Raw genomic sequence first — 21,677 nt, 5'->3', positions numbered from 1 at the left:
CGGTCTTCATCGCCCCAATCGGTCCGGATTTTCCGCAATTTTCTTGAACAGACCACCAGTATGCCCTGCGAAAATTCCGAAAACCCGGCCTCGATTTGGACGCGAATCCCATCCAAGGCCCAAGCCCGACAGGCTGCTAGGCGCGCCCAATATGGTGGAATGCGGCGGGCTTGGCCGTCCTCCGGCCCGGGCGCTCAGGTTCGGCCCTTGTGCCCCAGCAGGATCTCCACCGGCATCGTGTCCTTCCCGCACCGCACCGTCAGGCGGATGCCCCGGCCCTCGGCGTAGACCCGGGCGGCGGCCAGGTCTGTCTTGACCGCCTCGGGCAGGTCCGGATCCGCCAGGGCGGCGGACGCTGCCTTCTCCCCCAGCACCACCGCCGCGACGAAGTGCCCCCGGCCGGGCGTCAGGTAAAGGAAAACACGCCGGGGCTGGCGCAGGCGGAAGGACCAGCCGTAGGCCTTGCCCGGAAAGGCCCACTCGCGGGCCAGGGGCGCATGCCCGCTCTCCACCCGCCTCACCAGGGCTGTCCAGGCAGGGGCGGCCTTGCCCAAGACCCGGGTCAGCTCCGCCTCGGTCGGCGGACAGGTCTTGTCGTCGAAGCAGCTCAGGGCCATGTATCCTCCTTCAAGAGCGATGCCCGGGCTCAGGACGGGCGCAGCGCCAGGAACACCTCGCCGCCGGGCGCCGCCTCGCTGTGGACGAAGGGCAGGGCGCGCGCCAGGAAGCCCGCCTCGGCCAGGGTCTCCAGCCAGACCCGGCGGGGAAAACAACCCATCAGGTGGCGGTCGTGGACGCAGCGCACACGGCCCTCCGCCTCGCGCAGCAGCAGGGCGAAGTCGCAGACGTAGCTCGTGTCGGCCGAGTCGGTATCCCAAGTCCATTCCAGGTAGCGAAGGCCGCGCCGGCCATCCGCCTCGTCATGGCCGCCCTGGCTCGTGCCAGGCGTGAAGGACTCGCGCGTGTGGTCCGGGCAGAAGAGGGCGGCGCCGCCCGGCCGGCAGTGGGCGAAGGCCGTGCGCGCGGCGGCCAGCAGGTCGGCGCGCGTCGTCAGGTAGCTGGCGGCGTCGTGGAGGAGCACGGCGTCGAAGGTCCGGCCCAGGCGCAGGGTGCGCATGTCCCCCGGCAGGTGCTCGCAGTCCGGGTTGAGGCCGCGGCTGACCTCCAGCATGGCCGGGGAGAAGTCGCTGAGGGTCAATTGGCAGTTCGCCTTCAGGTGGGAGGCGTTGCAGCCTCCGCCACAGCCAAGCTCCAGCAGGGTGCGGGGCGTTCCGCCACATGCCTCGACCAGGAGCCGCCAGTACCAGGCTGCCTCTTCGGCGTAGTCCGCCGGCGCGGTGAGCAGGTGGAACCAGGGGGCGAGGTCGTGATAGAGGCGCGGCCTGTCCTCAGCGCAAGGCGGGGTGCCACCGCCCTCCGGGCCGGATGGGCGGTCCGCGGTCGTCACGGGGCCTCTTCCTCACGGCTCGCGCCGCGAGGAGACCGCACTGGCTGTCCCGCCTCCAGCCAAGCCTTGAGCAAGGCCAGCGCCTCGCCCCATCCCGCGGCGCAGTCCAACTGCGCCCGGCGACCTGCGGGTGTGTCACGGAAGCCGCTCTCCCGCACGCGCACGCGGGTGCCCTCGGCCTCCGCCTCCAGGGTGAGCGTCACCGTGGTGGGCGGTGCCGCGGTGTCCGCTTGCCGTTGGATGACCAGGCGGCGGGGAACGACGGCCTCGAAGACGATGCCGCCATCCGCCACGACCCCCGACGCCCCCCAATCCACCCAGCGGAAGCGGATGCGCCCGCCCGGGCGGGTGTCCACATCGGCGCCGGCCGTGAAGCGCGGGTCCAGGCCCTCCGCAGTGGCCAGGGCGGTCCAAATCCGATCCAGCCCGGCGTTGATCAGTGTGGCAGCCTGGATGTCATCCGGCAGCCCGCGCGCCACAAGGAGCCGGTCGGGAGGGCGCGGCGGGCCGGGCAGACGCACGAGGGCGGCCTCCCGGGTCTGATCCGGCGCCAGCACGCGGGACAGTTCCACGCCGGGGAACATCAGCGCGCGTCCGGTGGGCCGCGAAAGCAGCATGTCCTCCATGGCCCAGGGACCCTCTTCAGGCCAGCGCCGGAGAAGGCCCTTCAGATCCATCACCGCCTGGCTCAGCATGCCCGTGGCGCTGCGGTCCCGGGTCGCCCCATAGCAGATTGCTGCGGACGCCTCCAGCTCTTGCCGCGCCACCTCGCCGGGAATACCGGCCTGGCCCAACAGCCGTGCCAGCCCGTCCTGGAAGTGCCCTGGCAGGCGGCCCAGCTCGCTGCCGGGAAGCAGCATCACCAGGCCGGTCCGCGCGTTCATCGCCACCACCAGATGCCGGGGCCGCGCCACCACGTAGGTGGCGGTCCAGTCACCCAGTCGTGAGGTCGAGGGTGGCGGTTCCGGCGGATGGCGCTCGATGCCCAGCCGGTCCAGCAGTTTCGCCGTGCAGCGCAGTGCAATCATCAATCGCGCCTCTTGTTGTCGCTGAGTTTAGGATGTCCACCTGACCGTTCAGCTTGCCCAGACCGACCGTGGCCGTGGCTGGTCTGGATTCCGGCTCCGGACCGAGGGATCCCCATTGGCGGCGGCTGTCCCGGCTCATGCCCTGCGCCACAGGCTCCGCAGCCAGCGGTGGATGGCGTGGATCCCCTTGACCGGCTCCAGGTGCAGGAGGAGGCACTCGCCGGCCACCAGCTCCAGGTCAAGCTCCCGGCCGCGTGCCACCGCCACCAGCGAGGAGGAGCCCTGCTGCAGCCAGATGCGGCGGATGCCCGCCGCCGCCGCCTCTTCCAGCAGGCCCGGCACCACGCCGGGCGGCAGGCAGACGACCAGGCCGTCCACCGGCTTGGGCAGATCGGCCAGACGGGCGACCGCGGGCCGGCCCGCGACCATGCCGCCGGCCGGATGGACGATCTGGACCTCCCGGCCACGAGCGGCCAGTTCCCGCAACAGCGTGTCGCCGAACTTGCGTCCCCCGCGCGAAGCCCCGGCCAGCGCGATCCGCCGGCAGGCCAGGAAGGCGGCCAGCGGGGAGGCGGCCTCCCCCATGCTCAGACGACCTTCTTCTGCTTGTCCTGCTTGTCCTGCTTCTTCTGGTCCTTCTGGTTGTGCTTGGTCGCATCCTGCTTCTTGGCCTTTTCCTTGTCCTTCTTGCCGCCCTTGTCACCCATGATGGGCCTCCTTGCGCTTGATGGCAGCCGCTCCGCCGCCCGGCTCAGGCCAGCAGCTTGCGGCCGATGCTTGCAAACTCGTCGGCGAACTGGACCAGCCGCTCCTCCACGGCCGGGCTGGCCAGCTCCTCCCCGTGGAAGTCGCCGTCGTGGACGTAGACCACGCGCGGCAGCTGGATCATGCGCCATTCGTTCATGCAGATCTGGGTGAGGTGCATGGTGCTCAGGTAGCTTTTCTCCCCCCCGGCGGCGCAGAGAATGCCGAAGAACTTGCCATCACACCCTTTCATGCAGGTGTCCAGCACGATCTTCAGCCCGTCGTTGACCGTGTAGCAGTGGACGCCCATGCCGAAGATGTAGTTGTCGGCGGTGGCGATCCGCTCGGCCAGATTCCGCATGGAGGCCGTCTTGCCCAGGTGGCAGGGGCGCAGCTCCACCTCGCGCAGGTCCACCAGGTCGAGTTCGACCCCGGGCCGGCCGGCGAGGAGGTCCTCCACCCGGCGGCAGAGCAGGCGCGAGCGCGACGTGGGGCTGAGGGAGCTGGAGAGGATGAGGGTCTTCATGACAGTCCATTCCGCAGAACAGGATTGAGCTGGGCCGTGTCCGCCGGCGACGGGTTGGCCGCCCCAATCTATGGAAGCGAAACGATCCGCCCCCATGCCCAGGTGGTCAAGCCTGGGCATACCCGACAGAAAAAGTCTGGAATTTTGCCCGGGGCGCCCTTCCCTGCCTTGCCTCGCCATTTGGGGAGCATTAGCTTGTCGGTCAACGACTAAAATCAGAACCTGAACGGTTCTACTTTTGGAGGTGATGGTGCTGCGCATCACCAAGCAAAGCGACTACGGCATCGTCCTCATGACCCTCTTCGCCGCCCAGCCCCAGGCAGCGGCCAAGAGCGCGCGGGACCTCGCCCAGGAGACCGGCCTGCCCCTGCCCATGGTGGGGAAGATCCTCAAGCTGCTGGTGCGCGACGGCCTGCTCGCCTCCCAGCGGGGCGCCAAGGGCGGCTACCGGCTCAGCCGGCCGCCGGATCGCATCACGATCGAGGAGGTCGTCAGCGCCCTGGAGGGACCCATTGCCATCACGGAGTGCACGGAACGGGGGCCGGGCGCATGCCGCTATGTGGACGGCTGCGACCTGCAGCCCAACTGGCTGCGCATCAACCAGGCGCTGCGTCATGCCCTGCAGGGCATCACGCTCCTGGACATGACGCCCGACCGCTCCGGAGGCGGGGAGGGCGAGCGGGCGGGCAACGGCAACGGCGTGGCGCGGGCCGCGGCGGCGCTGGAACGGATGGGGGAGGCGCAGGCATGAACAGCGAGACCCGCGAGATCCAGGAACTGGCCGACCGCGACTACAAGTACGGCTTCGTCAGCGCGATCGAATCCGACACCATCCCGCCCGGCCTGGACGAGGGCATCGTTCAATTGATCTCGCAACGCAAGGAGGAGCCTCCCTTCATGCTGGAGTGGCGGCTCAAGGCCCTGCGCGCCTGGCGGGAGATGACACATCCGGACTGGGCCTACCTGCGCATCCCGCCCATCGACTTCCAGGCCATCTCCTACTACTCGGCGCCCCGCAAGAAAGAGGGGCCGGCCAGCCTGGACGAGGTGGATCCCGAGCTGCTGGAGACCTTCGAGAAACTGGGCATCCCGCTGGGCGAGCGGGCCCGCCTGGCCGGCGTGGCGGTGGACGCCGTCTTCGACAGCGAGTCGGTGAAGACCACCTACAAGGAGGAGCTGGCCACCCGCGGCATCATCTTCTGCTCCATCTCCGAGGCGCTACGTGAGCACCCGGAGCTGGTGCGCGCCCACCTGGGCAGCGTGGTGCCCATCCGCGACAACTTCTACGCCGCCCTCAACAGCGCCGTCTTCAGCGACGGCTCCTTCGTCTACATCCCCAAGGGCGTCAAGTGCCCCATGGAGCTGTCCACCTACTTCCGCATCAATGCCGCGGGGACGGGCCAGTTCGAACGCACCCTGATCGTGGCCGACGAGGGCTCCCAGGTCAGCTACCTGGAGGGCTGCACGGCCCCCATGCGCGACGAGAACCAGCTCCACGCGGCGGTGGTGGAGCTGGTCGCCCTGCCCGGCGCCTTCATCAAGTACTCCACCGTGCAGAACTGGTACCCGGGGGACAAGGAGGGGCGCGGCGGCATCTACAACTTCGTCACCAAGCGCGGCCTCTGCCACGAGCGGGCCCGCGTCTCGTGGACGCAGGTGGAGACCGGCTCGGCCATCACCTGGAAGTACCCCAGCTGCATCCTGCGCGGCGACGACTCGGTGGGCGAGTTCTATTCGGTGGCCCTCACCGCCAACCACCAGCAGGCGGACACCGGCACCAAGATGATCCACCTGGGCCGCAACACAAAGAGCACGATCATCTCCAAGGGCATCTCGGCGGGCCTCAGCCAGAACAGCTATCGCGGCCTGGTGCAGGTGGGGGCCGGCGCCGAGGGGGCGCGCAACTTCTCCCAGTGCGACAGCCTGCTCATCGGGGACCGCTGCGGGGCGCACACCTGGCCGGTGATCGACGTGCGCAACACCAGCAGCGTGGTGGAGCACGAGGCCACCACCAGCCGCATCAGCGACGACCAGGTCTTCTACTGCCGGCAGCGCGGCATCAGCGGGGAGGACGCCCTCTCCCTCATCGTCAACGGCTTTTGCCGCGAGGTGCTGGCCGAGCTGCCCATGGAGTTCGCCGTGGAGGCCCAGAAACTGCTGGGCGTAAGCCTGGAGGGCAGCGTCGGCTGACGGCGCCGACCACGTCCGACAAGCTGCCAAGACAAGGAGCGCCGGGCGCTTGCGCGCCCGGGGACAGGAAACAGGGCCGGCGGCGCGCGACAGAGTGGCCGGCCGCAAGGAGCGCAGACATGTTGAGCATACGAGACCTGCACGTCAGCGTGGCGGGCAAGCCGATCCTGAAGGGCTTGTCCCTGGAGGTGGGGGCGGGCGAGATCCACGCCGTGATGGGGCCCAACGGCTCGGGCAAGAGCACGCTGGCCAACGTGCTGGCCGGCCGCGAAGGTTACGAGGTAACCGCCGGGGAGGTGCTCTACCAGGGGCGCGATCTGCTGGACCGCGAGCCCGAGGAGCGGGCCGGCGACGGCATCTTCCTCGCCTTCCAGTATCCCGTGGAGATCCCCGGGGTGCCCAACCTCTATTTCCTGCGCATGGCCCTCAACGCCCAGCGCCGCCACCGCGGCCAGCCCGAAGTGCCGGCCGAGGACTTCCTGCGCCTGATCAGCGAGAAGCTCAAGCTCCTCCACCTGGACGACAGCCTGCAGAAGCGCGCCGTCAACGAGGGCTTCTCCGGCGGCGAGAAGAAGCGCAACGAGATCTTCCAGATGCTCATCCTGGAGCCGCGCCTCGCCCTGCTCGACGAGACGGACTCGGGCCTGGACATCGACGCCCTGCGCGTGGTGGCGGACGGGGTCAACGCGCTGCGTTCCCCGGAATTCAGCGCCGTGGTGGTGACGCACTACCAGCGCCTGCTGGACCACATCGTGCCGGACCGCGTGCACGTCCTGGCCGACGGGCGCATCGTGCGCAGCGGCGGTCGCGAGCTGGCCCTTGAGCTGGAAAAGCGCGGCTACGGCTGGATCGAAGACGGGATGGAGGTCCCGGCGTGAGCGCGGCCCGCTCCCTCTCCTCCTGGCTGGCCGATCCCCCCGCCGCGGACGGCCTGCTGCCGCAGGCGACGCGCCGGGTCGTGGCCCTGGGCGCCCTGGAGCGCGGCCTGCCCGGGCCGGGCGACGAGAGCTGGCGCTTCACCCGCCTGGACGGTCTGGGCGAGGAGAGCTTCCAGCTGGCGGCGGCGGGACCCCTTCCCGATGTGGATCAATTGACCGCCCTCAGCCCCGAGGGGGTCGTGGTGGACCGGCTGGTGCTGGTGAACGGCCGCATCGTGCCGGAGCTCAGCGAGATCGGGGCGCTGCCCGCCGGCGCCGGCTTCGGCAGCCTGCGCGCCATGAAGCAGGCCGCGCGGGACGGCGTGGCCGAGGCGGCCCTGCTGCTCGAGCGGCTGGACACGCTCAGCCGCCCCGCCGGAGGCGTCTTCAGCGCCATCAACAGCGCCCTGGCCGAGGACGCCGCCGGGCTGTGGGTGCCGGCCGGCGTGCGGCTGGAGCGGCCCCTCCACGTCCTCTCCCTCATGCTGCCGGGCGCGACGCCCCTGCTGGCCCAGAGCCGGCTGCTGGTGGCCATGGGCGAGGGCAGCGCCGCCACCGTGGTGGAATCCAACGGCGGTTTCGGCGAGGCGGCCTGTTTCTGCAACGCCGTCGGCGAATTCCTGCTGGGACCGGGCGCCACGCTGGAGCACCTGCGCGTCCAGCGCGACAGCGGCGCCGGCCGCCGCGTGAGCGGCACCTTCCTTCGCCTGGAGCGGGAGGCGCGCGCCCGCTCCCACACCTTCACCACCAGCGGCCGCCTGATCCGCAACGAGTACCGCCTGGAACTGGCCGGGGCGGGGGCCCGCGGGGAGATCAACGGCCTGGCCCTGCTGCGCGACGGAACCCAGGTGGACAACCACACGCATCTGATCCACCGGGCGCCGGACTGCTCCAGCCGCCAGAGCTTCCGCACCATCCTCTCCGACCGCAGCCGCGGCGTCTTCACCGGCCGGATCGAAGTGGCCCGCGACGCCCAGCGCACGGACGCCGTGCAGTCCTGCGCCGCCCTGCTCCTTTCGCCCGAGGCCCGGGCCGTGGCGCGTCCGCAGCTGGAGATCCTGGCCGACGACGTGAAGTGCACCCATGGCGCCACGGTGGGCAGCCTGGACGAGGGCAGCCTTTTCTACCTGCGGTCGCGGGGCATCCCCCGGGACCTGGCGCGGCGCCTGCTCATCCACGCCTTCTGTTCCGGACAACTGGGACGGGTGCGGACCAGCGAGCTGGTCAGCCCACTGGACCGCCTCATCACGCGCACGCTGGCGGAGTAGCCATGACCGACCATCCTCCCCATCCAGTCGCGGCGCTCCGCGCCCAGTTCCCGGCCCTGGACCAACAGGTGCACGGCAAGCCGCTCTGCTACCTGGACAACGCCGCCACCACCCAGAAGCCGCTGGCCGTCCTGGCGGCGATGGAGCGCTACAACCGCGTCGACTGCGCCAACGTCCACCGCGGCCTCCACGCCCTGGCCGTGCGCGCCGACGAGTCCTACGAGGCGGCCCGCGAATCAGTGCGCCGCCACCTCAACGCGGAGGGGCCGGAGGCCGTCATCTTCACGTCCGGCACCACGGCGGCGGTCAATCTGGCGGCCTGGAGTTTCGGCGAGGCCTTCGTGCGGCCGGGGGACGAGATCCTCGTCACCGGCCTGGAGCACCACAGCAACCTGGTGCCCTGGCAACTGCTCTGCCAGCGGCGGGGCGCCCGCCTGGTGGTGGCCCATGCCGACGAGCGGGGCGAGGTGTCGCTGGACGAGTTCCGCGCCCGCCTGTCGGAGCGGACGCGCCTGGCCGCCCTGACCCATGTCTCCAATGCCCTGGGCACGGTCAACCCCGTGCGCGGGATGATCGCCCTGGCCCATGAGGCCGGTGCCCGCGTGCTGGTGGACGGGGCGCAGGCCGTCCCCCATCTGCCGGTGGACGTGCAGGAGCTGGGCGCCGACCTCTACGCCTTCAGCGGCCACAAGGTCTATGGTCCGACGGGGATCGGCGTGCTGGCGGGGCGGCGCGAGCTGCTGGAGCAATTGCCGCCCTGGCAGGGTGGCGGCGACATGATCGCCAGCGTGAGCTACGAGGACGCCGAGTTCAACCAGCTGCCCTGGCGGCTGGAGGCCGGCACCCCGCCCATCGCGGGAGCGATCGGCCTGGGGGCGGCGCTGGACTTCCTGGGCGGACTCGACCCGGCCGCCCTGGCCGCCCACGAGGAGGCCCTCCTGGCGCGGGCCACGGCGCTGCTGGAGGCGCTGCCCGGCGTGAGGATCGCGGGGCGGCCCCGTCACAGGGCGGCCGTCCTTTCCTTCAATTTGACGGGGGCCCACCCCTCCGATGTGGCCACCCTGCTCGACCTGGAGGGTGTGGCCGTGCGCAGCGGCCACCACTGCGCCCAGCCGCTTATGGATCGCCTGGGGCTGCCCGGCACGGTGCGCGCCTCCTTCGCCTGCTACAACACGCTGGAGGAGGTGGAGCGCCTGGCGGCGGCGCTGGGCAAGACCCAGCGCCTGCTCGGCGTTTGAGGTTGGAAGAACCGCGGAGAGTCACATGCCAGTGGACAAGCAGGCGCTTGAAGAGCGGATCGTCGCCGCGCTGAAGACGGTCTTCGATCCGGAGATCCCGGTGGACATCCATTCCCTGGGCCTCATCTATGGGGTGGACATTGGCGACGACGCCTTCGTGCAGGTCAAGATGACGCTGACCACGCCCAATTGCCCCGAGGCGGAGGCCCTCCCCGGGCGCGTCACGGAGCGCGTGATGGAGGTGGAGGGCGTGCAGGGCGTGCATGTCGATCTGGTCTGGGAGCCCGTCTGGACCAAGGACATGATGAGCGAGGCGGCCCGGCTCCAACTGGGATTCTTCTGATCCGTCGGTTCGACCGCCTGCCGCGTCCCCCATTTCCTCGCCCCAAGGTCCATCGCGGACCCGCACTCCAAGGCGGGCTGCAAGGGACGATCGGTCAAAGCGGATTCCTCGACTTCTCCTTGCGGCTCGCTTCCCCATTGACCAGATTGATCACGGATCGCGAAGCATCCTCCCTCCCGAGAGGCGATCACCCATTCATGTTGGACAACAGCCACCCCATGCTCTCAACTGACCCCGAGGCCGCCATGCGGCGCATCCTCCTGGCGGTTGCCGTGTCTTTCCTGCTCATCCTGCTCGGCGTGGGTGGACTTGCCTTGTCAAGCCTGCGTGGGTTGACCCGTGACGCGGCCTCGGTCCGCCGGGCCCAGGAGGTGAAAACCCTGGTCTCGGAATTGATGGGGGCGTTGACCGATGTGGAGACCAGCGTGCGCGGACACCTCCTCACCGGCCAAGCCGATTTCCTTGAACCTTATCACCAAGCGCGCGGGCAGATCTCGGCCCTGGCCGAGTCCGTGCAGGCCCGCGTCCTGGACGACTCTGTCAACCTTGCGCTGACGGACATGATCCTGCTTGCGCAGTCGCGGCAGGAGGTCGCGGAAGACGTGCTGACAACTTTCCAGGAGCGGGGATTCGTCCAGGCGCAAGCCCTGGTGGCCTCCGGAACAGGCATGGAATTGCACGACCGCCTCCGCGGGCACGAGGCCTGGATCATGGAGCGACAGAATCAGATCCTGAGGGATCGGGAGGACCGCACGGCGAGGACCGCACGGCGCACCATGGTGTTGCTCGCGCTGGGGGTGGCGACCGGCATGGCGGTCCTGGCGTTGGGCACCATGGTCCTGTACCGCGGACTTGGCGAGCGGGCGGCCGCCCGGCGCGCCCTGCAAACAAGCAATTCCCTGATGGAGGCTATCCTGGCCGGAACCGATTACGCCATCATCTCCGGCGACGAAGGAGGCATAAGACTGTTCAACCGGGGCGCGGAAAAACTGCTTGGCTATGAGGCCGGCGATGTGGTGGGCAAAGCCACGGCCGACCTGTTCCATGACCCGGACGAGATGGCCGCGGCCGCCCGGTCCTTGACACAGGAGCTGGGCGAGGAAGTCAAACCTGGGCTGGAGGTCTTCCTAGCCCGCTCCCGCCGGGGCGCGACCGACATCGGGGAATGGACCTACGTCCGCAAGGACGGCCGGCGTGTCCCTGTCCTCCTGGCCGTGAGTCCCTTGCGCGATGAGAACGGTCGTGTCGTCAGTTTTCTTGGCATCGCCCAGGACAACTCGGCGCGGAAAGAAGCCGAGCGATCCCTCGTCGCATCCCGCGAAGCCATGGCGCTTGCCAAGCATCGTGCGGAGGAGGCGGATCGCGCCAAATCGGTCTTCCTGGCCACCATGTCCCACGAGTTGCGCACTCCGCTCAATTCCATCATCGGCTTCACCGGCGTCCTGCAGCAGGGGTTGGCGGGGCCACTCACCGATGAGCAGCAACGCCAACTGGAGATGGTGCGTGGAAGCGGGCGCCACTTGCTGGCGCTGATCAACGACATCCTGGACATCAGTCGCATCGAGGCCGGTGAGTTGTCCCTACAAGCCCGGCCTATGGAGGTGCCGGACTCCTTGAGGAGAGTGGCCTCCACCCTGGGACCCCTGGCATCGGCAAAGGGCTTGCAACTGGATCTGTCCATGCCACCGGACCTTGGCAGGATCAGGCAGGACGAGCGGCGCTTGGAGCAGATCCTGATCAACTTGATCGGCAACGCCATCAAGTTCACGGAGAAGGGCGGGGTGAAGGTGCAAGCCGTGCGTCGGGCAGGGTGGCTGTGCGTCCAGGTCCAGGACACGGGTCCCGGCATGGACGCGGAAGAACTGGAGCAATTGTTCAGGCCATTCCATCAATTGGACAATGGCCTTGCCCGCAGCCACGAGGGAACGGGGCTGGGCCTGGCCATCAGCCAGCGCCTGGCCGCCTTGATGGGGGGCTCCATCACCGTTCACAGCACGCCGGGACTGGGCAGCACGTTCACCCTGAACGTGCCGCTCGAAGAGGAGACGGTGTCATGAGGGCGAGCATCCTGCTCATCGAGGACAACGTGCAGAACCGTTACCTGGAGACCTTCTTGCTGGAGAGCGCGGGGCATCTGGTCCATGCAAGCGAATCCGGACCGGCTGGCCTGGAGGCCGCATCCGAACTGCGTCCGGACTTGGTCCTGCTGGACATCCAATTGCCAGGCATGAATGGATACGAAGTGGCTCGCCGCCTCCGTCGGGACCCGCTGCTGCGCGGCATCCCCATCGTGGCGGTCACGTCGCACGCCATGGCCGGCGACCGGGAACTGGCGCTGGAGGCTGGCTGCGACCACTACATCGAGAAGCCGATCGATCCGGACACATTCCTCGTCACAATCACGGCTGTACTGGCGGAGGCCCGCGGGAGGATCGCATGAAGAAGGTGCTTGTGGTGGATGACCGCGAAGACAACCGCATGCTGGTGCGGATGATGCTGGTGGGTCTGGGTCTGGAGGTGCACGAGGCGCGCCACGGCGGCGAAGCCCTGGACCTGGCGCGGAGCCAGCCGCCGGATCTGGTCATTTCGGACCTGCTCATGCCCGTGATGGACGGCTACACGTTCCTGAGGGCCTGGAAGACTGATCCGGCGTTGGCCACCATCCCGTTCCTGGTCTACACTGCGACCTATGTGGAGCCCCAGGACGAGCAACTGGCCCTGGACCTGGGCGCGGACGCCTTCATCCGCAAGCCCGAGGAGCCGGAAACCTTCATTGCCCGTATCCAGGCGCTGGTCAGCACGGAGCGGACAGCCTGGCAGGCCCCGATCAGACAGGCCACCATCGGGGAGGAGGTGGTCGTCCGTGCCTACAACGAAGTCCTGGTGCGCAAGCTGGAGAAGCGCTCACAGCAGCTGTCCATGACCATGGACGCCCTGCGGTCCAGCGAAGCCAGGCTGCGGGCCATCCTGGACGCGGAGCCCGGTGGTGTCCTGCTGGCCACATCGGATGGCCGGGTTCTGGAGATCAACCAGACCGGGCTTGACCTGCTGGAGGCCGGGCGCATGGCGGACCTCTCCCAGGGGTTGGCGCGCCTGGCAAGGGAGGAAAAGCGTCAGGCATTCCTGGAAACCCTGGCGAGCGCATCTGCGGGGCAGCCAGCCCGGATCGAGCTTGAATGCATGGGATTGAAGGGGCGCTGGCGTTGGTTGGAATGGTTCGCGGCCCCTTTTCAAAAGACGGACGCAGAGAGGGGAGGGGCGACGGTCTGCATCTTCCAGGACGCCACGGTTCGCCGGACCGCGGAGGAGGCGCTGCGCGAGACCACGGAGCGTCTCCAACTGGCGGTGGCCACGGGCAAGGTCGGCTTGTGGGATTGGGACATGCTGAGCCGGAGGGTGGTCTTCTCGCCAGAGTGGAAGCGACAATTGGGTTACGAGACGGATGAGATCACATCAAGCTTCGATGAGTGGGAGCGGCGGCTCCATCCCGATGATTACCAAGCGGCGCTGGCGCGGCTCAATGCCTTCCTGGATGGGGATGCGACCGAGTTCCGCTCGGAGTTCCGGCTGCGCCACAAGAACGGCTCGTGGCGCCAGATCCTGTCCCGCGCATCGGTAGTCAGGGACGCGCAGGGAAAGCGGGTCAATTTGATCGGTTCGCATGTGGACATCACCGAGTTCACCGAGCTGCAAGCGCAATTGATGCAGGCGCAGAAGATGGAAAGCATCGGCCGCCTGGCCGGTGGCGTGGCCCACGACTTCAACAACCTGCTCACGGTCATCAACGGCACGGCGGACCTGGCCCTGTCCAACCTGGGAGCGGACGACCCCATGACCGACGCGCTGACAGACATCCGACAAGCCGGCCAGCGCGCCGCCAACCTGACCAGGCAACTGCTGGCCTTCAGCCGGCGACAAATGCTGAAACCACGCCCGCTGGACCTGAACGAGATCATCCAGGGCATGTGGACCATGCTGCGCAGACTGATCAATGAGCAGGTGGAGCTTGCCTTCAGCCCCGGCAAACCCATGAGGTTGATCAGCGCGGACCCGGGACAGATCGAGCAGGTGATCGTGAACCTTCTGGTCAACAGCCAGGACGCCATGCCTTCGGGCGGCCGCATCCTGGTCGAGACACGCGAGGTTTCGCTGGACAAGGAGCAGGTGTCGGGGCGGCCTTCCATGCAGCAGGGCCCTCATGTCATGCTGGCCATCAGCGATACGGGCGTCGGCATGGACGAGCCCACTCGCCGGCACATCTTCGAGCCCTTCTTCACGACCAAGGAGCAGGGCCTGGGCACCGGCCTGGGGCTGGCCACGGTCTACGGGATCGTCAAGCAGAGCGGAGGCAGTGTCTGGGTCTACAGCGAGGTCGGAAAAGGCACCACATTCAAGATCTACCTCCCGGTGCATGAGGGCCATCGGTTGCCCGAAGCGGTCGAGGCCGCCACGGAGGTTCCGGGGGGACGGGAAACCCTGCTCGTGGTGGAGGATGATGCGGCCGTGCGCGAGGTCTCCCGCCGGGTGCTTGAGTCAGCGGGCTACAAGGTGTTCACGGCGGCCAATGGGCGGGAGGCCTTGTCCCACTTCCAGGCCACTCCCATCGAACTGATGCTCACGGATGTGGTCATGCCGGGCATGAGCGGGCGGGAGCTGGCGGATGAGGTGTCCCGCCTCGACCAGTCAACCAGCATCATCTATTGCTCAGGATACACGGAGGATGCCCTGCTACATCACCAGGTCACATCCATGAGCCGGCATTTCATCGCCAAGCCCTTCTCCCGCCGTGATCTTCTTCTGCTTGTCAGGCAGGTGCTGGATGGCAGGCTGAAGCCAGGCGGAAGCGGGCGGGGTTGACATGGGGGCGGTCGACACGAGTTCATTGGACCCGGACCTGGCCGGCCATGTGCGCGCCGCCCTGCTGGCCGTCGAGGGCGTGCGGGTGGACGGGGCCGGAGCGGAGCAGGCGGCGGCCATGGCCGACCTCGCACGGGAGCTGGTCCAACGCCATGCCGGCCGCCCGCCGGCCCAGATCGACGGGTTGCAGCCGGCCCGCCGGCTCTACCACGCCATCGGGGTGGACCCCACCCGCACGCGCCCCTCCTCCGAGGCCCTGCTCCGGCGCGTATTGAAGGGCCAGGGCCTGCCCGCCGTCAACAACGCGGTGGATGCCGGCAACGAACTGTCCCTGCGCATCCTGCTGTCCATCGGCCTCTATGACCTGGACCGCATCAAGGGACCGGTCCTCTTGCGGCGGGGGCGGGCCGGCGAGGGCTACCCCGGCATCCGCAAGGAGGAGGTCCACCTCGAGGGGCGGCTGGGCCTCTTCGACGAGGCCGGCCCCTTCGGCAGCCCCACCAGTGACTCGCCCCGCACCTCCGTCGGCCTGGAGACGCGGCGCCTCCTCCTCGTCATCTTCGCTCCGGCCGACCACCCCCGCCCGCTTCTGGATGAAGCCCGGGAACTGGGCGAGGTCCTGTTCAGCCGTTGGTGTGGGGGCCAGGCGAGCGGACATCGATTCCTTTCCTGAATTCACTTCCCCAAAGCAGTCGCTTCATTAAGTTCAGCCAGGAGACTCAATCAGGACGACGCCCATGGCGCTCAGCTTCTTCCTTGAAGCGGACGGCCCCCCGCCCGCCCAGCCCGAGATCCGCATTTACGTGGATGGCACCAGCCGCACGCTGCGGGAAGGCCAGGACATCGAACTGAGCCACTGGAATCCCAACACCACGAACGAACGCTTCCAGGCCGACAGCTCCACCGAGATCGCCCTCAACTTCCTCCTCTTCGGGGAAATGCCGGACCACGGCCTCGTCGTCAACAACCACCTGGACGTGGACGGCATCCTGGCCGCCTATTGCCTGCTGTGGCCGGAGACAGCCCTGGCCCATCGCGAGATCCTGGTGGGCGCGGCGGAGACCGGTGATTTCTGGGCCTGGGCCGAGGCCCCCGTCCTCGCCTTCTATCAGGGGCTGATCGAGGTCATCCGCGCCGGCCGGGCGGCCGGCCGCGCCGAGTCCCTCGTCCACCAGGACTGCTTCCAGGCCATTCCCGCCCTGCTCCAGAAGGGAAGCCGCGCCGCCCGCCTGGACGGTTTCCACGCCGGACCGCGCCTGATCGAAGAGGGCCTCGTCCAGCGCACACTGCACCATCACCGCTTCGTCTCCTGGCGCGTGCCGCGCTCGGTCCACCACGGCGAACTGGGCCGCGCCCTGCTCATCAGCGAATTCAATCCCTCGCTGGAGGACGGCAGCCTGCTCCACATGGTGGCCCGCAACCGCCTGGACGAAGAACGTGTGCAGCTCGTCTCGGTCGAGGGCGAGGGCGGCTGGTATCACGACCTGCACTACCCGGGCTACATGTGGGCCCTCACCGTCAACCGCTGGCGCGCCCCCGGCTTCTGGGAGGGCGAGAGCAGCAACACCTGGTATTTCCGCTACGCCCCGCTGGAGAAGGCGCTGGCGCGCTTGAACCAGGAAGAGCGAGGCGCCGGCCGCTGGCACTGCGCCGAGGAGCTGACGCCCTTTTCCAGCGTGCTGGGCCGGGCCTTCCCCGTGGTGGCCTCCTGCCTGGGCGAGGACGACCTGCCCATCGTCTCCAGCCTGGGTCCGGACACGGTGGCGCGGGAACTACGCCAGGCCTTCACCTACGATTTGACCGGCCAGCGACGATGACGCAGGTGGTGGAGGCCACGCTCTGCTACTTGGAGCGTGAGGGGCGCCTGCTCATGATCAAGCGCGACAAGCGGCCCGACGACCTCCACTTCGGCAAGCACAACGGCCTGGGCGGCAAGCTGGAGGCGGGCGAGGCGCCGCTCGACTGCGCCCGCCGCGAGATCGCCGAGGAGTGCGGCCTCATCGCGGGCCGCCTGCGTTTCGCCGGGCATATCACCTTTCCCCGTTTCGACGGCAGCCGCGACTGGTCGGTCTTCCTTTTCCACGGCACGGAGCTGGCCGGGGAGCAGGGTCCCGACCCGCCCGAGGGCCACCTCGTCTGGGTGCCCCGCCCCGAGCTGCTGGACTTGGACTTGTGGGAGGGGGACCGCCACTTCCTGCCCTGGCTGCTGGCGGGACGACGTTTCCTGGCGCGCTTCGATTACGAGGAAGGCCGCTATCTGGGCCACGAGGTCTGCTTCCTGGAGGAAGGGCCCGCCTGATCTCGGGCAATCGCTCCTGTCCGGGCGGTTGGACGATGGAGGGGAGTGGTGTCAGGCACCATGCCGGAGCACAGGTCACGCCGGCGCCCCGTCATCGGCGTGATGGGCGGCTCGGTCAGCACCGCCGCGGTGGACGCCCTGGCCGAGGCGCTGGGGGAGGCCATCGCCCGGGAGGGCTGGGTCCTGCTCTGCGGCGGCCGTCCGGCTGGCGTGATGGAGGCGGCCAGCCGCGGCGCGGCCCGGCAGGGCGGTCTGGTCGTCGGCGTCCTGCCCGGTGAGGATCCGGCGGCGGCCTCGCCCCACGTGGGCGTCGCCATCGCCACCGGGTTCGGCTGGGCGCGCAACGCCGTCAACGTGCTCAGCTCCACCGTCGTGGTGGCGCTGCCCGGCCGTTCGGGCACGCTCTCGGAGATCGCCCTGGCGCTGGGCTACGGCCGTCCCGTGCTGCTGCTGGGCTGGGAGGAGCAACCGCTGGCCGGCTTCACCCTCCCCCTGTTCCAATCGGTGGGGGCCGTGCTGGCCGAGTTGCGATTGCTGACCGGATAGGGTCGGCCGGCCGCCCGGGTTCGGATCGCATCCTTGACTTCCCACGCCCACGGCCTCCCTGGGTCGTCCGGTGGGTCCCTTTCAGGTTCCAGGAGGACAGGCCCCTTGAGAGACATCATCCGCATCGCCAACGGCCAGGGATTCTGGGGGGACAGCATCGACGCGCCGGTCCATCTGGTGGAGCGGGGCGGCATCGATTTCCTCACCCTCGACTACCTGGCCGAGGTCACTCTTTCCATCATGCAGCGCCAGCGTCTCAAGAACCCGGAGAGCGGCTTCGCCCGCGACTTCGTGGAGCTGGCCGCGCGCATCCTGCCGGCTTGCCTGGAGAAGAACATCCGTGTGATCACCAATGCCGGGGGGGTCAATCCAAAGGCCTGCCGCACGGCGCTCGAGGAGACCGCCGAACACCTGGGCAAATGGCTGCGCGTGGGGGTTGTCGAGGGAGATGACATCCTGGATCGGCTCGACGACCTCATCCGCCAGGGAGCTGACTTCCGCAACATGGAGACGGGTGAACCCTTCGAGTCCATCCGAGGCCGCATCACATCGGCCAACGTCTATATCGACAGCTTCTGCATCGCCGAGGCCCTGGACCAGGGCGCCCAGATCGTCCTGGCCGGCCGGGTCTCCGACCCGGGCCTGGCCTTGGGCCCACTCATCCATGCCTTCGGCTGGCAACGCGACGACTGGGATCTGCTCGCCGCCGGCACGGTGGCCGGGCACATCACCGAGTGCGGAGCCCAGTGCACGGGCGGCAACTACTCCCGCTGGTGGGAGGTGCCGGACATGGCCAGGATCGGTTACCCCATTGTCGAGGCCGCAGCCAATGGGCGCTTCGCCGTGACCAAGCATGAGGGAACGGGCGGGCTGGTCAATGTGCGCAGCATCACCGAGCAGTTGCTCTATGAGATGGGTGATCCGCGCAATTACATCTCACCCGACGTGCGGGTGGATTTCACGACCCTGTCGCTGGAGCAGGCGGGCCAGGACCGCGTCGAGGTGCGGGGCGTCCGGGGCGCCCCCGCGACGGACACCTTCAAGGTGTCGTGTTCCTACCTTGCCGGCTGGAAGGCGAGCAGCCAACTCACGGTGTCCGGCCCGCGGGCGCGGAAGAAGGCCGAACTGGCGGCGCAGATCATCTGGGACCGTCTGCGACGGGAATGCTGCGAGTATGACGAGACCCTGACGGAATTCCTGGGTGTGAACACCTGCCACCCGGGCATCGCGCCGGAGCAGGATGCCGAAGAGGTGGTGTTGCGCTTGTCCGTGCGGGACCACAGCCGCGTCAAGGTCAATCGCTTCGGCAAGGAGTTGGCTCCCTTGATCACAAATGGTCCGCCCGGCATCACCGGATTCGCGGGAGGCCGCCCCAAGGCCCAGGAGATCATCGCTTTCTGGCCGGCCCTGATACCCAAGCATCTGGTGAAGACGCGAGTGACCGTGGAGTAAGCATGAGAGTGCTGCTGGAACAAATCGCCCAGGCCCGCTCAGGCGACAAGGGAGCCAATTCGAACGTGGGTGTGGTCTTCGCCGACCGGAGGGTCTATGACTGGGCCCTTGGCTGGTTGACAACCGAGCGCGTCAAAGAGCACTTCCGGCGCATTGCCCTGGGCGACGTGGCACGTTTCGAACTGCCCAACCTGCTGGCATTGAATTTCATTCTGGGCGAGAGCCTGGGCGGAGGTGGTTCCCTCTCCCTCAAGAGCGACGCCCAAGGCAAGACGCACGGCCAGGCCATCTTGCGGATGGTGGTGGAGCTGCCCGACGAACTGGCCGAGCTGGTCGACCCGCTCTGATCTCGGCGGGCCTGGTCCCGCGACGGATGTCACGCCATCATCGGCGATCACATCCGGATGGCGGGCTCCCCGCCGCATGCTCCGGGCAGGCCAACCTGGATGGGCATCAATGGGCACCGGCCTCGACCGAGGCGCGGATGCCACCGAGGGCATTCACTCCGGACAACATCTTTCAGCATCACATCTCAGGAGGACCCCATGGCAATCGGCATCGTCGGCTGGGGAGCCTGCCTTCCCCGCAACCGCATCAAGCTCGAGGAGATCGCCGCCGTGTGGGGCGCCGACGCGGCAAGCTACAAGCGCGGCTTGCTGCTCTACGAGAAATCGGTGCCCTCGCCGGACCAGGACGTGATCACCTTGTCCGTGGAGGCCGCCCGCCGGGCGCTGGCACGGGCCGGCGTCGACCCGGCCAGCGTGGGAGCCGTCTACGTGGGCAGCGAGTCCCACCCATACGCGGTCAAGCCCAGCGGCACGACTGTGGCCGAGGCCATCGGCTGCGGGCACCTGGTGCATTGCGCCGATTTCGAGTTCGCCTGCAAGGCCGGCAGCGAGGCCATGTACGTCGCCTACTCCCTCGTCAAGGCGGGCGAGATGCCCTGTGCGCTGGGGATTGGCGCGGACACCAGCCAGGGCGCTCCCGGCGACGCGCTGGAGTACAGCGCCAGCGCCGGCGCGGCCGCCTTCATCATGGGATCCGACGACGTGGCGGCCACCGTGGACTGCACCGTGTCATGGATGAGTGACACGCCGGATTTCTGGCGACGGGAGCACGAGCATTATCCCCAGCATGGCGGGCGCTTCACGGGCGAATCGGCCTACTTCCGCACGGTGCTGAGCGCCGGGCGGGCGCTGCTCGAACGCAGCGGCCTGCGGCCTCAGGACTTCGCCTATTGCGTCTTCCACCAGCCCAACGGCAAGTTTCCGCAGAAAGCGGCGACGGAGCTTGGCTTTGACGTGCGCAGCCCGCAATTCACCACCGGCTGGCTGGTTCCCTGGCTGGGCAACACCTACTCGGGGGCCTCGCCCCTCGGTCTCTCCGCCATCCTGGACGTGGCCAAACCCGGCGACCGCATCTTCATGGTCAGCTATGGCAGTGGCGCCGGCTCCGACGGTTTCGTCCTCACCGCCACCGACGAAATCACCCGGCGGCAGGGGCTGGCGCTGGGGACACGCCCCCAGCTGGACGAGCACAAGCGCTACTTGAGCTATGGCGAGTACGTGAAGTTCCGCCGCAAGATCCTGCGCAACTCCTGACAATTCCGCCGCGGCGGGTCCCACGCCTTGCCAGGGACCCGGGTCGGCCAACACATGAGGTGGAAAATGCGTGACGTGGCCGTGATCGGCATCGGCATGACGCGATTCGGCGAGCTGTGGGAGACCAGCTTCCGCGACCTGTTCGTGGAAGCGGGCCGCCAGGCGATGCTGGATGCCGGAGTGGATCATCTGGATTCCATGTACATCGGATGCATGTCTGGCGGGCTCTTCGTGGGACAGGAGCACGTCGGCAGCCTGATGGCGGACTACCTGGGCGTGACGCCGGCCGCGGCCACGCGGGTCGAGTCCGCTTGCGCCTCGGGCGGCGCCGCCGTGCGCCAGGCCTTCATCGAGGTGGCCAGCGGCCTCAGCGAGGTCGTCCTGGCCGGCGGTGTGGAGAAGATGACCGATGTGGATCTCAACCAGGCCACCTATGCCCTCGGTACCGCGGCCGACGCGGAGTACGAGAGCTTTCAAGGGGCCACTTTCCCCGGCCTCTATGCCATGATGGCACGGGCCCACATGGAGCAGTGGGGCACCACGTCGGAGATGCTGGCCAGCGTGGCGGTGAAGAATCATGGGAACGGGCTGTTGAATCCCCTCGCCCAGTTTCGCTCCGCCATCACCGTGGATGCCGTCCTGCAGTCGACCATGATCGCCGATCCGCTGCACGTCCTGGATTGCTCGCCGGTGAGCGACGGCGCCGCGGCCGTGATCCTGGCGCCGGTGGAGTTGGCCCGCAAACTGGGCCGTCCGCTCGTGCGCATCACGGGAAGCGGCCAGGCCAGCGACCGCATCGCCCTGCACAGTCGGCGCCAGCTGGCGGCGCTGGAGTCCACAACCGTGGCCGCCCGGCAGGCTTTGAAGATGGCCGGGCTGAGCATTGGCGACATGGATTTCGCCGAGGTCCATGACTGCTTCACCATCGCCGAGTTGATGGTGCTGGAGGCACTTGGTGTCTATGCGCCGGGCCAGGCGGGACCCGCCACCCTGGCCGGTGAGACAGGTCGCGATGGTCGCTTTCCCGTCAACCCATCGGGTGGGTTGAAAAGCAAGGGCCATCCCGTGGGCGCCACCGGCGTGGCGCAAATCGTCGAAATCGTCAAGCAGATGCGGGGCAGCGCGGAGGAGGGGCGGCAACTCCAGCGTGTCCGGCGCGCCTTGGCGCAGAACATGGGCGGAAGCGGCGGGAGCACCGTGGTTCACATCCTGGAGGCATGA

General features: G+C 68.3%; 22 protein-coding genes. 17 read left to right on the top strand and 5 right to left on the bottom strand.

Annotated elements, in window-relative coordinates:
* Positions 1-194: 194 nt before the first annotated feature.
* From Q8O14_04165 to Q8O14_04145, 5 genes are all read right to left on the bottom strand, one after another.
* Positions 195-617, bottom strand: a complete 423-nt coding sequence (locus tag Q8O14_04165; GenBank protein ID MDP2359933.1) for a DUF3788 family protein — start codon at positions 615-617, stop codon at positions 195-197.
* Between the two features lie 29 nt (positions 618-646).
* Positions 647-1,447, bottom strand: coding sequence for a class I SAM-dependent methyltransferase (locus tag Q8O14_04160; GenBank protein ID MDP2359932.1), 801 nt, complete (start codon positions 1,445-1,447; stop codon positions 647-649).
* Positions 1,444-2,475: an SRPBCC domain-containing protein gene (locus tag Q8O14_04155; protein MDP2359931.1), complete on the bottom strand. Its 1,032-nt coding sequence runs from the start codon at positions 2,473-2,475 to the stop codon at positions 1,444-1,446. The genes Q8O14_04160 and Q8O14_04155 overlap by 4 nt, the downstream gene beginning before the upstream one ends.
* A 135-nt stretch (positions 2,476-2,610) precedes the next feature.
* The gene (locus tag Q8O14_04150; GenBank protein ID MDP2359930.1) at positions 2,611-3,060 is read right to left on the bottom strand and encodes a CoA-binding protein; all 450 of its coding nucleotides are present in this window, start codon (positions 3,058-3,060) and stop codon (positions 2,611-2,613) included.
* 166 nt (positions 3,061-3,226) lie between these two features.
* Positions 3,227-3,745, bottom strand: coding sequence for an NAD(P)H-dependent oxidoreductase (locus Q8O14_04145; protein MDP2359929.1), 519 nt, complete (start codon positions 3,743-3,745; stop codon positions 3,227-3,229).
* A 250-nt stretch (positions 3,746-3,995) separates the two neighbouring features.
* Here Q8O14_04145 and Q8O14_04140 point away from each other — a divergent pair, with 250 nt between their 5' ends.
* The 17 genes from Q8O14_04140 to Q8O14_04060 all read left to right on the top strand — a co-directional run bounded on the left by Q8O14_04140 (position 3,996) and on the right by Q8O14_04060 (position 21,677).
* A complete protein-coding gene (locus Q8O14_04140; GenBank protein ID MDP2359928.1) occupies positions 3,996-4,496 on the top strand; it encodes an SUF system Fe-S cluster assembly regulator in 501 nt (166 codons plus the stop codon).
* Positions 4,493-5,935 (top strand): Fe-S cluster assembly protein SufB, encoded by a 1,443-nt coding sequence (gene sufB, locus Q8O14_04135; protein ID MDP2359927.1) that lies wholly within the window; start codon positions 4,493-4,495, stop codon positions 5,933-5,935. The genes Q8O14_04140 and sufB overlap by 4 nt, the downstream gene beginning before the upstream one ends.
* A gap of 119 nt (positions 5,936-6,054) precedes the next feature.
* Positions 6,055-6,813, top strand: a complete 759-nt coding sequence (sufC, locus tag Q8O14_04130) for a Fe-S cluster assembly ATPase SufC (GenBank protein ID MDP2359926.1) — start codon at positions 6,055-6,057, stop codon at positions 6,811-6,813.
* A complete protein-coding gene (sufD, locus tag Q8O14_04125; GenBank protein MDP2359925.1) occupies positions 6,810-8,120 on the top strand; it encodes a Fe-S cluster assembly protein SufD in 1,311 nt (436 codons plus the stop codon). Before sufC ends, sufD begins: the two co-directional genes overlap by 4 nt.
* A 2-nt stretch (positions 8,121-8,122) precedes the next feature.
* Entirely contained in the window at positions 8,123-9,358 is a 1,236-nt protein-coding gene (locus Q8O14_04120) for a SufS family cysteine desulfurase (protein ID MDP2359924.1), read from the top strand.
* A gap of 25 nt (positions 9,359-9,383) precedes the next feature.
* Positions 9,384-9,701 (top strand): DUF59 domain-containing protein, encoded by a 318-nt coding sequence (locus Q8O14_04115; protein ID MDP2359923.1) that lies wholly within the window; start codon positions 9,384-9,386, stop codon positions 9,699-9,701.
* Positions 9,702-9,946: 245 nt separating this feature from the next.
* Positions 9,947-11,758 carry an ATP-binding protein gene (locus Q8O14_04110; GenBank protein ID MDP2359922.1) on the top strand — a complete coding sequence of 604 codons (1,812 nt, stop codon included), beginning with the start codon at positions 9,947-9,949 and terminating at the stop codon, positions 11,756-11,758.
* A complete protein-coding gene (locus Q8O14_04105; protein MDP2359921.1) occupies positions 11,755-12,141 on the top strand; it encodes a response regulator in 387 nt (128 codons plus the stop codon). The genes Q8O14_04110 and Q8O14_04105 overlap by 4 nt, the downstream gene beginning before the upstream one ends.
* A complete protein-coding gene (locus tag Q8O14_04100; protein ID MDP2359920.1) occupies positions 12,138-14,558 on the top strand; it encodes a response regulator in 2,421 nt (806 codons plus the stop codon). The genes Q8O14_04105 and Q8O14_04100 overlap by 4 nt, the downstream gene beginning before the upstream one ends.
* A 1-nt stretch (position 14,559) precedes the next feature.
* Complete coding sequence (locus tag Q8O14_04095; GenBank protein MDP2359919.1) at positions 14,560-15,231, top strand: phenylalanine--tRNA ligase beta subunit-related protein; 672 nt, start codon at positions 14,560-14,562, stop codon at positions 15,229-15,231.
* Positions 15,232-15,295: 64 nt separating this feature from the next.
* Positions 15,296-16,375, top strand: coding sequence for a hypothetical protein (locus Q8O14_04090; GenBank protein ID MDP2359918.1), 1,080 nt, complete (start codon positions 15,296-15,298; stop codon positions 16,373-16,375).
* Entirely contained in the window at positions 16,372-16,857 is a 486-nt protein-coding gene (locus tag Q8O14_04085) for an 8-oxo-dGTP diphosphatase (protein MDP2359917.1), read from the top strand. Before Q8O14_04090 ends, Q8O14_04085 begins: the two co-directional genes overlap by 4 nt.
* 48 nt (positions 16,858-16,905) lie before the next feature.
* Complete coding sequence (locus Q8O14_04080) at positions 16,906-17,403, top strand: TIGR00725 family protein (protein ID MDP2359916.1); 498 nt, start codon at positions 16,906-16,908, stop codon at positions 17,401-17,403.
* A 105-nt stretch (positions 17,404-17,508) separates the two neighbouring features.
* Positions 17,509-18,855: an acyclic terpene utilization AtuA family protein gene (locus Q8O14_04075; protein ID MDP2359915.1), complete on the top strand. Its 1,347-nt coding sequence runs from the start codon at positions 17,509-17,511 to the stop codon at positions 18,853-18,855.
* Between the two features lie 2 nt (positions 18,856-18,857).
* Entirely contained in the window at positions 18,858-19,202 is a 345-nt protein-coding gene (locus Q8O14_04070) for a hypothetical protein (GenBank protein ID MDP2359914.1), read from the top strand.
* A gap of 198 nt (positions 19,203-19,400) precedes the next feature.
* Positions 19,401-20,456, top strand: a complete 1,056-nt coding sequence (locus Q8O14_04065; GenBank protein MDP2359913.1) for a hydroxymethylglutaryl-CoA synthase — start codon at positions 19,401-19,403, stop codon at positions 20,454-20,456.
* A gap of 66 nt (positions 20,457-20,522) precedes the next feature.
* Positions 20,523-21,677, top strand: a complete 1,155-nt coding sequence (locus Q8O14_04060) for a thiolase domain-containing protein (GenBank protein ID MDP2359912.1) — start codon at positions 20,523-20,525, stop codon at positions 21,675-21,677.

The organism is bacterium, assembly GCA_030685015.1.
Taxonomy (GTDB): domain Bacteria; phylum CAIWAD01; class CAIWAD01; order CAIWAD01; family CAIWAD01; genus CAIWAD01.
This window is presented reverse-complemented; position numbering and strand designations above follow the sequence as displayed.